Source organism: Phyllobacterium sp. LjRoot231 (assembly GCF_964253365.1).
In the GTDB taxonomy this organism is placed as follows: Bacteria; Pseudomonadota; Alphaproteobacteria; order Rhizobiales; family Rhizobiaceae; genus Phyllobacterium.
In genome coordinates, this window is sequence record NZ_CAXUQT020000001.1 from 357,248 (window position 1) to 369,792 (window position 12,545).

Annotated in this window: 13 protein-coding genes; 5 read left to right on the top strand and 8 right to left on the bottom strand. The window is 57.5% G+C overall.

Annotation, left to right across the window (positions count from 1 at the left end; translation table 11 throughout):
- Window positions 1-48: 48 nt before the first annotated feature.
- On the top strand, window positions 49-2,061 hold the full coding sequence (locus ACSQ3H_RS01670; RefSeq protein WP_436119316.1) for a long-chain fatty acid--CoA ligase: 2,013 nt from the start codon (window positions 49-51) through the stop codon (window positions 2,059-2,061).
- Window positions 2,062-2,067: 6 nt separating this feature from the next.
- On the opposite strand, the gene ACSQ3H_RS01675 is transcribed toward ACSQ3H_RS01670, so the two are convergent.
- The 3 genes from ACSQ3H_RS01675 to ACSQ3H_RS01685 all read right to left on the bottom strand — a co-directional run bounded on the left by ACSQ3H_RS01675 (window position 2,068) and on the right by ACSQ3H_RS01685 (window position 4,406).
- Window positions 2,068-3,657: a peptide chain release factor 3 gene (locus ACSQ3H_RS01675; protein WP_436115433.1), complete on the bottom strand. Its 1,590-nt coding sequence runs from the start codon at window positions 3,655-3,657 to the stop codon at window positions 2,068-2,070.
- Window positions 3,658-3,756: 99 nt separating this feature from the next.
- Window positions 3,757-4,038, bottom strand: coding sequence for a Fis family transcriptional regulator (locus ACSQ3H_RS01680; protein ID WP_436115434.1), 282 nt, complete (start codon window positions 4,036-4,038; stop codon window positions 3,757-3,759).
- The gene (locus tag ACSQ3H_RS01685) at window positions 4,035-4,406 is read right to left on the bottom strand and encodes a type II toxin-antitoxin system RelE/ParE family toxin (RefSeq protein WP_436115435.1); all 372 of its coding nucleotides are present in this window, start codon (window positions 4,404-4,406) and stop codon (window positions 4,035-4,037) included. The genes ACSQ3H_RS01680 and ACSQ3H_RS01685 overlap by 4 nt, the downstream gene beginning before the upstream one ends.
- Before the next feature lie 198 nt (window positions 4,407-4,604).
- On the opposite strand from ACSQ3H_RS01685, the gene dut reads away from it, so the two are divergent.
- Genes dut through ACSQ3H_RS01705 form a run of 4 tightly spaced genes read left to right on the top strand, consistent with a single transcriptional unit; the run spans window position 4,605 to window position 7,604 of the window.
- Window positions 4,605-5,090 carry a dUTP diphosphatase gene (dut, locus tag ACSQ3H_RS01690; protein WP_436115436.1) on the top strand — a complete coding sequence of 162 codons (486 nt, stop codon included), beginning with the start codon at window positions 4,605-4,607 and terminating at the stop codon, window positions 5,088-5,090.
- A gap of 30 nt (window positions 5,091-5,120) precedes the next feature.
- Complete coding sequence (locus ACSQ3H_RS01695) at window positions 5,121-5,939, top strand: isocitrate lyase/PEP mutase family protein (protein WP_436115437.1); 819 nt, start codon at window positions 5,121-5,123, stop codon at window positions 5,937-5,939.
- Between the two features lie 4 nt (window positions 5,940-5,943).
- Window positions 5,944-6,600: an HAD family hydrolase gene (locus ACSQ3H_RS01700; protein ID WP_436115438.1), complete on the top strand. Its 657-nt coding sequence runs from the start codon at window positions 5,944-5,946 to the stop codon at window positions 6,598-6,600.
- Entirely contained in the window at window positions 6,600-7,604 is a 1,005-nt protein-coding gene (locus ACSQ3H_RS01705; RefSeq protein WP_436115439.1) for a proline racemase family protein, read from the top strand. Before ACSQ3H_RS01700 ends, ACSQ3H_RS01705 begins: the two co-directional genes overlap by 1 nt.
- Before the next feature lie 31 nt (window positions 7,605-7,635).
- Here ACSQ3H_RS01705 and ACSQ3H_RS01710 read toward each other — a convergent pair whose 3' ends face one another.
- The 5 genes from ACSQ3H_RS01710 to ubiE form a co-directional block, all read right to left on the bottom strand.
- Window positions 7,636-8,172 carry a GNAT family N-acetyltransferase gene (locus tag ACSQ3H_RS01710; RefSeq protein ID WP_436115440.1) on the bottom strand — a complete coding sequence of 179 codons (537 nt, stop codon included), beginning with the start codon at window positions 8,170-8,172 and terminating at the stop codon, window positions 7,636-7,638.
- Between the two features lie 23 nt (window positions 8,173-8,195).
- Window positions 8,196-8,708 (bottom strand): N-acetyltransferase family protein, encoded by a 513-nt coding sequence (locus ACSQ3H_RS01715; RefSeq protein ID WP_436115441.1) that lies wholly within the window; start codon window positions 8,706-8,708, stop codon window positions 8,196-8,198.
- Window positions 8,705-10,093: a bifunctional phosphopantothenoylcysteine decarboxylase/phosphopantothenate--cysteine ligase CoaBC gene (gene coaBC / locus ACSQ3H_RS01720; protein ID WP_436115442.1), complete on the bottom strand. Its 1,389-nt coding sequence runs from the start codon at window positions 10,091-10,093 to the stop codon at window positions 8,705-8,707. The genes ACSQ3H_RS01715 and coaBC overlap by 4 nt, the downstream gene beginning before the upstream one ends.
- Window positions 10,094-10,161: 68 nt before the next feature.
- Window positions 10,162-11,739, bottom strand: a complete 1,578-nt coding sequence (gene ubiB, locus ACSQ3H_RS01725) for a 2-polyprenylphenol 6-hydroxylase (protein ID WP_436115443.1) — start codon at window positions 11,737-11,739, stop codon at window positions 10,162-10,164.
- Between the two features lie 7 nt (window positions 11,740-11,746).
- Window positions 11,747-12,523 (bottom strand): bifunctional demethylmenaquinone methyltransferase/2-methoxy-6-polyprenyl-1,4-benzoquinol methylase UbiE, encoded by a 777-nt coding sequence (gene ubiE / locus ACSQ3H_RS01730; RefSeq protein WP_436115444.1) that lies wholly within the window; start codon window positions 12,521-12,523, stop codon window positions 11,747-11,749.
- Between the last annotated feature and the right edge of the window lie 22 nt (window positions 12,524-12,545).

Here is a 12,545-nt window from a genome sequence, read left to right on the forward strand (position 1 = left end):
TCTCGCAATAGATAGGATTGTTAAGTAGCATGCGCGCGGGTCTGGGAACTGCGCGCAGGCGTCAAGAAAATCAACTGGGAGGTTAATGTGGCAAAAGAGACGACACCGGTAAAAACGACCAAGCGCGCGCCTGCTAAAGCGCCAGCCGACAAAGCGGTGAAAACTGAAGCGCCAGCTTCGAAAAAGCCAACCGGGAACGTCAGGAAAGCCGCAACGGACAACTTGGTGAAGGCCCCTGCGAAACCAAAGGCGTCAGATGCCGCAAAAGCGGTTTCGAAGGCAGGTTCGATGGCAAAAACTGCTCCCGCCGCTAAGGTGGTCGAGAAGGCTGCGCCGAAGACCGCTGCTAAAGCCAAGGCCGCGCCTAAGAAAACTCCACCGAAAGCCAGCACGACAGCGCCGCGATTCTGGGTGAATTCCTATCCCGATGGCGTGCCTGCCGAGATGCCGGCAGTGCAATATGAATCGCTTGGCGACTTCTTCGCACGAGCCTTCAAGGACTATAGCGACCGGCCCGCCTTCATGTGCATGGGCAAGAGTATTACCTATGCCGAGCTCGATCGTCATTCGCGATCCATCGGCGCTTGGTTCCAGTCGCGCGGGCTTGTCAAGGGCGACCGCGTCGCGGTGATGATGCCCAATGTGCTGCAATATCCAACCACCATCGCAGCCATCCTTCGGGCCGGTCTGACCGTCGTCAACATCAACCCGCTTTATACGCCGCGCGAGCTCGAACATCAGTTGAAGGACAGTGGCGCGAAAGCCATCGTCATCCTGGAAAATTTTGCTGCGACCCTGGAGAAGGTCATCACCAAGACCCCGGTGCAACATGTGGTTGTGGCAGCCATGGGCGATATGATGGGTCTCAAAGGCCATCTGGTGAACCTCGTCGTGCGGCGGGTCAAAAAAATGGTTCCCGCCTGGTCGCTTCCAGGCCATACGCAGTTCAAAACGGCCCTGATCAAGGGTGCCGCGCAAAGTCTCAAGAGCGTCGAGGTGAAAGGCGCGGATATTGCTTTCCTACAATATACGGGCGGTACGACCGGCGTTTCCAAGGGCGCAATCCTGACCCACAGCAACATCGTCGCCAATGTCGCGCAGATGCGGCTGTGGTGCGATGTCGGGTTTCGCGTTAAAGGGCGCCCGAAGGACATAATTTATATCTGTGCATTGCCGCTGTATCATATCTTTGCACTGACGGTGAACGCGATGATGGGCATGGAACAGGGCGCGCTCAATGTGCTCATTCCAAATCCCCGCGACATACCCGGCTTTGTCAAAGAGCTGCAGAAGCACAAGATGCATATTTTTCCGGGCCTGAACACGCTGTTTAACGGTCTGCTAAACAATGACGAATTCCGCAAGCTCGACTTCAAGGAACTGATCCTGTCGCTTGGCGGCGGCATGGCCGTTCAGAAGCCGGTGGCCGATCGCTGGAAGGAAGTAACGGGTTGCCTGATCACCGAAGGTTATGGCCTGTCGGAGACATCGCCTGTGGCATCCGCGAACCGGCTCGATGCAACTGAATTCTCCGGTACGATAGGACTGCCGCTCCCCTCAACGGATTTCTCCATCCGCGACGATGAAGGCAAGGAGCTTCCGTTGACGGAAGTCGGCGAAATCTGCATCCGCGGCCCGCAGGTCATGGCTGGCTACTGGAACCGTCCGGACGAAACCGAGAAAGTCATGACCTCCGACGGCTTTTTCCGTTCCGGCGATATGGGCTATATGGATGAGCGTGGATACACCAAGATCGTCGATCGCAAGAAGGACATGATCCTGGTTTCAGGCTTCAACGTCTACCCGAACGAGATCGAGGAAGTGGCGATGGAACATCCAGGCATCCGCGAGGCGGCCGCCATCGGTGTGCCGAACGAGCATTCCGGTGAAATCGTCAAACTCTTTATCGTCCGCAAGGATCCGGCGTTGACTGAAGAGGCTGTAAAAGCCTTCTGCGCCGAACGGCTGACCAACTACAAGCGTCCGCGCGTGGTCGAGTTCCGCAATGAACTGCCGAAGAGCAATGTCGGCAAGATCCTGCGGCGCGAGCTGCGCGATTAGAACAGATCAGGCAGCCTTATCGCGAACCTGATAATCCTTGATCGCAGCAAAGCGGATCGCCTTCCAGCGCTCCGCTTCGTAAGACAGCGAAAAAGTATTCTGCGCCAGGAACACCGGATCATTGTCGAGATCGTGGGCGATATCGGCACGATGCGCATTGATGAAACGCTGCAATTCCAAGGGGTCATCGGCGGAAATCCAGCGGGCAACGGTGAAGCGGGCCGGCTCGAAGCCGACCGGGAGCGTATATTCCACCTTCAGCCGCTCGGTCAGAACGTCGATCTGCAGTGCGCCGACAACGCCGACGATTGCGGGCGAGCCGTCATCGGGCAGGAAGAGCTGGACCACGCCCTCTTCCGCCATCTGCTGTAGCGCTTCACGCAGCTTCTTTGCCTTCATGGCGTCGTCGAGACGCACACGGCGGAGGATTTCCGGCGCGAAGTTCGGGACGCCGCGGAACAAGAGGTCTTCGCCCTCGGTCAACGTATCGCCGATGCGCAGCGTCCCGTGATTGGGAATGCCAACCACATCGCCGGCCCAGGCCTCGTCGGCGATCTGGCGGCTGCGCGCGAAGAAGAACTGCGGCGCAGACAGGCTCATCGGCTTGCCGGTGCGCACCAGCTTGGCTTTCATACCGCGCGACAGTTTCCCCGAGCAGACGCGCAGGAAGGCGATGCGGTCGCGATGGTTGGGGTCCATGTTCGCCTGAATCTTGAAAACGAATCCGGTCATCTTGTTTTCAGTCGCCTCGACCTTGCGCGTATCGGCATCCTGCGCACGCGGGCTCGGCCCGTAATCGCAGAAAGCTTCGATCAGATCGCGCACGCCGTAGTTGCGCAGCGCCGACCCGAAATAAACCGGGGTCAGGTGGCCTTCGCGGAAAGCCTGCAGATCGAACGGATTGCAGGCATCGCGCGCCAGCGTCACCTCGTCGATCCAGGCCTGACGCTCATTTTCCGGCAGAAGGCCGGACGCAGCCGAAGATTCTGGACCGTTGACCGACGTCGGCACCTCATCCTCGTCGCGGCGGCGCACCGTGTTGTTCTGCAGATTATAGGTTCCGGCAAAGCTCTTGGCGCGCCCGATCGGCCAGGTGATCGGGGCGGTATCCAGCGCGAGTTTCTGTTCGATCTCGTCAAGAATTTCGTAGGGATCGCGGCTTTCGCGGTCCATCTTGTTGATGAAGGTGACGATCGGAATATCGCGCATACGGCAGACTTCGAAGAGCTTCAGCGTCCTCGCCTCGATACCCTTGGCGGCATCGATGACCATAACCGCGCTGTCGACTGCGGTTAGCGTGCGGTAGGTGTCATCGGCGAAATCCTCGTGGCCGGGCGTGTCGAGCAGATTGAAGATGCAATCCCTGTACTCGAAGGTCATCACCGAGGTGACCACCGAGATACCGCGATCGCGCTCGATATTCATCCAGTCGGAGCGCGTCTGGATACGGTCTTTCTTTGCCTTGACCTCACCCGCGAGCTGGATCGCTCCGCCGAACAGCAGCAGCTTTTCGGTCAGCGTGGTTTTACCAGCATCAGGGTGCGCGATGATCGCAAAAGTACGGCGCTTGGAAACGGGGTGGTCGGCAGAAGACATGGAAGGCTCAAACTCGGTGAAGGAAAAGGTTGCGCGCCTTCTAGCAGCCGCAGCCTTTGCAGTCGATGGTTGATTCTGTATGGCAGGCGCTGTGGGGGTTCATATGAGTTCGAGATGCAGCGTGCGCCCGACCGCGACAGCAGCACGCTGCACCGTATCGAGTTGCACCTTATCATTTTCCGGGTCGAGCAAACGGTCGAGTTGGGTACGGCTGGTTTTCATCCGCTTGGCCATTTCGCTCTTGGTGATGCCCTCTTCCAACATCGCCTGCTCGATCTGCCATGCCAGCACGCGTTTGATTGCATGGGCCGTTGCCTTCTCGTGAATACCTTCCTCCTTCAAGAATTCCTCGAAAGTTGAGCCGATGTGTTTACCAGTCATGGTCCGACATCTCTTTGCCGTTTGCGTGCAATTTCCAAATCCGGTGCCGGTGTCTTCCGGGTCTTCTTCACAAAAGCATGAAGCAAGACCATGCGACTCTGGGCCGTGCACAAGATAACCCTCGCAATCCGTCCGTGGGCAAGATTGCTGCGTATTTCCCATAGGCCACCGCCAAGTGATCGGCACAAAGGCATTCCAATTGGCCAACCAAATTCAAGCACGGCAATATTAAAACCTACAACACGCCGATCCGCCATACCAAGGGATTTCAACCAGTCCCTGACCGGTTCAACACCGCTTTCCGATTCATAGAAGACCGCCGCTATTCTCTTCAATTCACCCCGCTTCATGTACCGCAAACGGTACATTCAATCAAGCAATATTCTGCGCAGCCGGCCGAAACGGGAATATGGCGGTCAAGCCGGCGAACGCGCAATTGGTCTTTAGTTGATCATTTGATTTCAGGGCGGTTGCAACTGGGAGTCGGTGCAGTTTGTGTGCAAAGAATGCACGCATCATATCTTGTGAGTTGACCATGACCGCCGTCTGGTGAAAAAGGTCTTTTCATGTCCAAAACATCCGATTCCGCTCACCACAAGAATCCCGCTCTCGGTATCGTCCGGTTGCCGCATGGGCAGGATCTTGAATTGCCCTCTTACGAAACGTCAGGTTCCGCTGGCATGGACCTGCGAGCGGCCGTACCGGAAGACCGGCCATTGCTGCTTTTGCCCGGTCGCAGGGCGCTGGTGCCAAGCGGTTTGATCTTCGAAATTCCGCTAGGCTTCGAAGCGCAGATCCGGCCGCGTTCGGGCCTCGCGCTGAAGAATGGAATTACTTGCCTCAACACGCCGGGAACGATTGATTCGGACTATCGTGGTGAGGTAAAAGTATTGTTGATCAATCTCGGCGATGACGATTTCTATGTGACACGCGGCATGCGTATTGCACAGGTCGTCTTGGCCCCGGTCGTGCAGCTTGATGTCGAAGAACGGCAGCATGCCAGCGAGACGGCCCGGGGTGCCGGTGGGTTTGGTTCAACAGGTACGTCCTAGCACAAAGGACGTCCGCATTGGGAGGTCGTCATGGACAAGGGCAGGGTTTTCCGTCAGCTGCATGAAGGCCACGAGATTTTTCTCATGCCCAATCCATGGGACCCCGGGACAACCAAATTTCTCGCTTCGCTGGGGTTCAAAGCGCTAGCGACAAGCAGTGCCGGCTTTGCATTTTCGCGCGGCCTGCCGGATGGGGCCGTACCCTTTGATGTGATGATGCAGCACTGCCGCGACCTCGTGGCGGCGACAAGCCTTCCCATGAATGCCGATCTCGAAAAGGGCAAGGGTGACAGTCCCGACAGCGCGGGCGAAACGATTTTCGCGGCCGAGGCGGCGGGTTTGGCGGGCTGTTCGATCGAAGACTATTCCGGCGATGACGATAATCCTATCTATGATTTCTCGCTTGCTGTCGAGCGGGTTGCGGCTGCAAGCGAAGCAGCCAAGGCTCTGAAGGGAGACTTTGTCTTCACCGCCCGCGCCGAAAACTTCCTGCATGGCAGACCTGACATCAATGACACGATCAAACGGCTGCAGGCCTTCGAAGCAGCTGGTGCCGACGTACTTTATGCGCCGGGCATCAGCGATATCAATCTCATCCGGCAAGTCTGCTCCTCGGTTTCCAAGCCGGTCAATGTGATAGCCCTGCCCTCCTTCACGGTTGCGCAGCTTGCCGAGGCGGGCGTCAAGCGTGTATCGATTGGTCCGCGCTTGACGACCATCGCCTTTGCGGCGGTCCGTGATGCAGCGCGCGAGATACTGGACAAAGGCACTTTCGAATTCAGCCATCAGGCGATGCCCTTCAGTGAATTGCAGCAGCTCTTCTCGCAGGGCACAGACAAGGACATCTGAAATAATGACAAAACCGGAGCTGGTGATTTTCGACTGTGACGGCGTCCTGGTCGATACGGAAACACTGGGCAATCACCATCTCGTCAAGATGCTTGGCGCTTCCGGCTATACAACCACTTTCGAAGCTGTCCGCAAAGATTTCTGCGGCATGCCGATGCGTGCGGTGAAGGAAAAGATCGAGGCCGAAGGCTATTCCCTTGGCGACGATTTCGTTGACCGCTGGTATCGGGCAATTCCAATTATCTTCGAAGATGGGGTGGAAGCCATTCCGCATATCGAAGAGGTCATCGCTGCAGTTAAAAAGGCTGAGCTTCCCTACTGTGTTGCTTCATCGGCCAATGTCGAGAAAATGCACATCACGCTCGGCAAAACCGGTCTGATCGAGCATTTCCAGGATGTACTCTACAGCGCCTCGATGGTGGCGCGCGGCAAACCTTTCCCCGACCTGTTCCTGCATGCGGCCAGGGAAATGGGTTATGAGCCGTCTCAGTCTGTCGTCATCGAGGACAGCGTTGCGGGAACCAAAGCCGGCACGGCAGCCGGTATGCGCGTCTTTTCCTATTGCGGTGATGAGCATGCAGACCGCGAAGGCCTGGCCGCTGCTGGCGGCATTCTCTTCGACGACATGCGCAAATTGCCCGCGTTGCTGGGCGTCGCCTGATGGGCGAGCCCTTGACAGTTATCGATATGCACACGGGCGGCGAACCCTTGCGCATTGTCACGGGCGGCTATCCGGAATTGCCCAAGAGCACGATCCTCGAAAAACGCGCCCATGTCCGCGACAGGCTGGATCATCTGCGCAAGATCCTGATATTCGAGCCGCGCGGGCATTTCGATATGTATGGCGCGGTTCTGGTAGAGCCGAACCTGCCCGGCGCCGATCTTGCAGTGCTGTTCATGCATAATGAGGGTTATTCCACCATGTGCGGCCACGCCATCATGGCTCTCGGCCGCTACGCAGTGGACTATGGTATTGTGCCCAAAGCCGAGCCTGTAACGACGGTCCACATCGAATGCCCGTGTGGCATGGTCGTCGCGTCGGTCGAAGTACGCGACGGTAAATCCGGTGGCGTTTCGTTCGAAAGCGTGCCTGCCTTCCTGTTTGCAGGCGACCAGACAATCGAGCTGCCGGGTTTCGGCAAGATCAATTTCGATGTGGCCTATGGCGGGGCGTTCTATGCCTTGGCAGATTGCCACCAGTTTGGCCTCGAGTTCGGCCGCGATCCGGCAAGAAAATTCATCGACGCTGCGACTGCCCTCACCGAGGCCGTGAAAGAGGCAGTGCCGCTCGACCATCCCGACCACAAGGATCTGGCGTTTCTTTACGGATCGATCTTGACGGATGGCGCGGACGACTGGAATGAAGGCCCGACGAAGAACGTCTGCATTTTCGCCGATGCGCAGCTCGACCGCTCGCCCACAGGTTCGGGCGTGACTGCGCGTCTTGCAGCCATGCACGCCAAGGGGCAGATACGCGAAGGCAATGCACGGATTTTCGAAAGCATTGTCGGCTCGCGTTTTGCCGGCTTCGTCGCTTCACAGACCAAGGCGGGTGATTTCGATGCTATCACCGCCCGTGTTTCCGGCCACGCCTATTACAGCGGCAAGGCAGAATTCATCGTTGAGGATGATGACCCGCTGGGCCAAGGTTTCCTGGTTCTCTAGCACTTTGGCGTAGTCATCTCGCCGCCATCATTCAACGTTGAAATCGCCTTTCGAGAAGCCAGACTGGTTCACCGGTATAATTGGTCTGCATGAGCTTTTCGAACCCAGTCTTTTCTGCGAGGCGCAGCGATGCGGCATTATTCGGCGATATGATGCAGCGGGCAGTGTCAACCGTGAAGAAGCGATCTCCCCATTCGACAGCCCTGGATAAAGCCTCGCTGCCATATCCCTTGCCGTGGATTTCCGGCGCGAGGACCCAGCCCATCTCCGGTGTCTCTCCAAAGCGCGGTTCTATTTCACGCTCGAAATTGCCAAAGCCCAACTCGCCGACGAAACGCCCGCTTGCCTTCTCTTCCATCGCCCAGAAACCGTAGCCGATCAGATGCCACATACCGGCATAGCGCAAAAGCCGCGCCCAGGATTGCTCCCGGGTGGAGGGCTGACCTGAAATATGCTTGTAGACCGTGGGATGGGTCCACATTGCATGAAGTGCCTCAAAGTCCTCGCGCCGATGAGGACGCAGGATGAGGCGGGCGGTTTCGAGGATGGGGATTGACCCAGGACTCATTGCAGACAATTCCATTCAAATCCTCAGAATGCTTTGACCAGCAGGTCGTTGGGGTGTCGCTCGTTTTCCAATTGAAAATCGGAAGAGCCAATTTTTTCAAAAGACTTGTCTTCGTAGAATTTGCGAGCACGCACATTTTCATGGTTAACCAATAACCACATACCGGAATGGCCATATGACCGACAGGCCTCTATCGCGGCCTCGAGCAAGGCGCTGCCAATTCCGCGACGGTGGAAGTGTTCCTGTACGTAAAGCGTTTCTACCTCTGGCTGACTGACGTTCCTTATGGGGCAACGGGCATTGAAGGCGATTTTTACGTACCCGGCCAGACAACCATCTATTTCACATACAACAATGCGCTTTGTCTCGTCAGCTATCTCGTTGAACAGTCGCGCCTCTGTGAATTCTGCCATTGCATAACGCGATAAAACGTCTCGTACACCGGCCTTGGCGTAAGTGTGCAGCCACACCTGTATGGACAATGCGGCGAGGTTCAACGCGTCGGACGGCTTGGCGGGACGAATGTCGAAGCTCATACGTCCACCGTCCGCAATGCAGCTGCGATCTTCGCCGCCAGACGTTCTGCCACCTCTTCCTTGCTCATGTCGGGCCATTCCTCGACGCCCGAACGGGTGACGATGCGCACGGCATTGCGGTCGCCGCCCATGACACCGGTCGCGTGGCTGACATCATTGGCGACGATCCAGTCTGCGCCCTTCTTGTCGAGCTTCTTGCGCGCATTGGCAAGCAGATCCTGGGTTTCAGCAGCGAAACCGATGACCAAACGTGGACGCGATCTGCTATGCCCCACCCCGGCGAGGATGTCGGGATTCTCGACCATTTGCAGCGCTGGAGCCTTTTCGCCAGGCTGTTTCTTGATCTTCTCACCCGCTTCGTTTGCGGTGCGCCAATCCGCGACCGCCGCGACCATGATGGCGGCATCGGCAGGCAAAAGCTGCTCCACCGCGTCGCGCATCTCGCGCGCTGACTCCACGTGGATCACCGCAACATCCTCCGGATCCGGGATGGCAACAGGACCAGAGACCAAACGTACCGTTGCGCCGAGCCTTGCAAGCGCGGCGGCAATAGCGTGACCTTGCTTACCGGACGAGCGATTGGCGATATAGCGCACCGGATCAATGGGCTCATGCGTTGGACCCGAGGTCATGATGATGGTTTTGCCCGCTAGCGGTTTCGGACTGCGGTCCAGCTGCTTTTCAATCGCGGCGACGATTTCAAGCGGTTCCGCCATACGGCCTGCGCCGCTTTCGCCACTTTCCGCCATCTCGCCCTTGTTCGGGCCGACAAAACGAATGCCGTCCTTTTCCAGCGTCGTGCGGTTGCGTTTCGTCGCTGGATGATCCCACATTCTCGGGTTCATCGCTGGCGCTACCAGCACGCGCTTGTCTGTCGCCAGGAGAACCGCCGAGGCCAAATCATTGGCAAGGCCATTCGCCATCTTTGCCATCAGATCGGCCGTCGCAGGAGCGACGACGATCAAATCAGCTTCACGTGACAGGCGGATATGGCCTACATCATGTTCATCTTCGCGCGAGAAGAGTTCAGTGAAAACCTTGTCCGCTGCGAGCGCTCCCACGGCCAATGGCGTTACGAATTCCTCCGCCGCCCTGGTCAGCACCGGGCGCACCTGCGCGCCGCGTTCGCGCAAACGCCGGATAAGGTCGAGGCATTTATAAGCAGCGATTCCGCCGCCGATGATCAGGAGAATGTGGCGTCCGGACAGAGTGCCGGAAGAATATATACTTGTTGGCGCTGCAGTGGTTGCTGCCGGAATAACGTTCTCCAGTTCGCCAAGGATAAGTCGCACCTCTTCTTCCATCGACCGGCCGTGTGCCGCTGCGCGCAGGCGTAGTTTCTCCTTGGTCGCATCATCGAGATTACGGATTGTGATACTCGCCATATGATTGCACCTGTATGAATCTGATCGCTAAATATGCAATCATTGCAATCACTCTAGCGCACATTTTCCTACGCTAAAAGCTTATATGTGATGACAACGAGACACAGTGCAATCACCCAGAGCGCTATGCGCCCTGAGCGCGTGTGGCGTGCTTCGGCCTTGCCGATGGCTTTGGCCGTCTGTTCGTCAAACCGCAGGCCATTTTCCGCCATCAGGTCGAGTTCCTTCGACAGACGGTCGGCGCGCCCGACCAATTCGGGCACCTGGCGGGCCAGATGCAAGACCGCCTGAGCACCTTCACGCGCGTCGATGAGAATGCCCTGAGGTCCAAGATTGCGGCGAATCCATCCGCCAACGACCGGCTCCGAGGCTTTCCACATGTTGAAATGCGGATCAAGCGTGCGCGAGACGCCCTCGACGACAACCATGGTCTTCTGCAGCATGACAAGCTCGGGCCGCGTTTCCATATCGAAGAGTTCTGTGACCTCGAAAAGCAGCGTGAGTAGCTTTGCCATGGAAATGGTTTCGGCAGGCTGGCCATGGATCGGCTCGCCGATGGCGCGGATTGCCTGGGCAAAGCTCGCCACGTCATGGCGATGCGGCACGTAACCCGCCTCGAAATGCACTTCGGCGACACGGACATAGTCACGCGTGATGAAGCCATAGAGGATTTCGGCGAGGAACCGGCGCTCCTTCTTGCCGAGCCGGCCGGTAATGCCGAAATCCACCGCAACAATATGACCTTCATCATCGACGAAGAGGTTGCCCGGATGCATGTCGGCATGGAAGAAGCCATCACGCAATGTATGGCGCAGGAAAGACTGGATCAGCGTTTCCGCAAGCTTGATGAGGTTGTGCCCCGCGGCGCGCAGGCCTTCGATGTCCGACATTTTGACGCCGTCGATCCACTCGAGCGTCAAGACATCACGTCCCGTCCGTTCCCAATCGACTGTCGGAACACGAAAGCCCGGATCATCCTTGGTGTTCTCGCCGATTTCAGACAGAGCCGCCGCCTCAAGCCGCAGGTCCATCTCGATACGGGTCGTCTGCGCAAGAGTGCGCGTGACCTCGATGGGGCGCAGGCGACGGGTGGCGGGTACATAGCGCTCCTGCCATCGCGCGACCAGAAAAAAGCTCTCAAGATCATTGTTGAAACGCTGGCGCACGCCAGGTCGCACGACCTTGACCGCAACCTTCTTGATCTCACCGTTGCTTGCGACGAAAGCCGGATGCACCTGCGCAATCGACGCTGCAGCAATTGGTTCGTCAAGACTTACAAAAAGATCCGAAACGGGCCTTCCCAGCGAGCCTTCGATAGCCTTGACCGAGGCTTCCATCGGGAAGAAATCGAGCTGATCCTGCAGGAGCGCCAAATCGTCGGCCACGTCGTTTCCGACCACGTCAGGCCGTGTCGCCAGGAACTGCCCGAGCTTGACATAGGATGGGCCAAGCTTGTTGATGGCGCGCGACATCCGCTCGGAGCGTTGAGCGGTCATGGCGCGCCGGCGTGCCAAAAGGCCAGCCACCCGGTGACCAAACGCAGGAAGTCCACTCAGGCCTTCGGCGGGAAGCGCGGAGATAACGCCCTCGCGCGTCATGATCCATCCGGCCCACATCAGGCGAAATATTGCTGCAGGACTACTCATGCAGCGATCACAGCTTCCAGCCGGAATGCAGCGCGGCAATACCGCCGGTAAAATTGCGCCAGCTGACCCGCTCGAAGCCGGCCTTGCGGATCATCTCGGCAAAATCCGGCTGACGCGGAAACTTGCGGATAGACTCGACCAGATACTGATAGCTATCGGCATCGCCGGTCACGGCCTTGCCGATCTTTGGAATGGCATTGAACGACCACGCATCATAAATCTTGTCGAGAACCGGCAACTCGACCTCCGAGAACTCGAGGCAAAGGAAGCGTCCGCCCGGCTTCAGCACACGGAAAGCTTCCGACAGAGCGCGATCGATATGAGGCACATTGCGGATACCAAAGGCGATCGTATAAGCGTCGAAACTGGCATTCTCGAAAGGAAGCTCTTCGGCATTCGCCTCGACAAATTCGGTATTGTCGGCAAGCCCCTTCTTTTCAGCGCGATCGCGCCCAACGCCAAGCATGGAGCCGTTGATATCGAGCACTGTCGCATGGGCATTGCGGTTGGAAGCCTCGACAATGCGAAAGGCAACATCGCCGGTTCCGCCGGCTACATCGAGAACTTTCCAGTTGGCCGTTTTTGAAGGCGCCAGCCAAGCGATCATCGAATCTTTCCAGACACGATGCAGGCCGCCGGACATCAAATCGTTCATCACATCATAGCGCTTGGCGACGCGGTGGAAGACGTCATTGACGCGTGTCTGCTTTTCCCCATCGCTGACATCCTGAAAACCGAAGGAGGTTTCCATGCCGCCGTGGGCGCCGGTTCGTTGCTGGCTCATTGTGCTACCCGTTTTTCAAATC

Bases quoted from the DNA above. Each gene is read 5' to 3' on its own strand.
- ACSQ3H_RS01680 (WP_436115434.1), bottom strand. From the start codon at position 4,038: ATGACTGGTAAACACATCGGCTCAACTTTCGAGGAATTCTTGAAGGAG.
- ubiE (WP_436115444.1), bottom strand. From the start codon at position 12,523: ATGAGCCAGCAACGAACCGGCGCCCACGGCGGCATGGAAACCTCCTTC.
- coaBC (WP_436115442.1), bottom strand. From the start codon at position 10,093: ATGGCGAGTATCACAATCCGTAATCTCGATGATGCGACCAAGGAGAAA.
- ACSQ3H_RS01675 (WP_436115433.1), bottom strand. From the start codon at position 3,657: ATGTCTTCTGCCGACCACCCCGTTTCCAAGCGCCGTACTTTTGCGATC.
- ACSQ3H_RS01705 (WP_436115439.1), top strand. From the start codon at position 6,600: ATGGGCGAGCCCTTGACAGTTATCGATATGCACACGGGCGGCGAACCC.
- ACSQ3H_RS01700 (WP_436115438.1), top strand. From the start codon at position 5,944: ATGACAAAACCGGAGCTGGTGATTTTCGACTGTGACGGCGTCCTGGTC.
- dut (WP_436115436.1), top strand. From the start codon at position 4,605: ATGTCCAAAACATCCGATTCCGCTCACCACAAGAATCCCGCTCTCGGT.
- ACSQ3H_RS01695 (WP_436115437.1), top strand. From the start codon at position 5,121: ATGGACAAGGGCAGGGTTTTCCGTCAGCTGCATGAAGGCCACGAGATT.
- ubiB (WP_436115443.1), bottom strand. From the start codon at position 11,739: ATGAGTAGTCCTGCAGCAATATTTCGCCTGATGTGGGCCGGATGGATC.
- ACSQ3H_RS01685 (WP_436115435.1), bottom strand. From the start codon at position 4,406: ATGTACCGTTTGCGGTACATGAAGCGGGGTGAATTGAAGAGAATAGCG.
- ACSQ3H_RS01715 (WP_436115441.1), bottom strand. From the start codon at position 8,708: ATGAGCTTCGACATTCGTCCCGCCAAGCCGTCCGACGCGTTGAACCTC.
- ACSQ3H_RS01710 (WP_436115440.1), bottom strand. From the start codon at position 8,172: ATGAGTCCTGGGTCAATCCCCATCCTCGAAACCGCCCGCCTCATCCTG.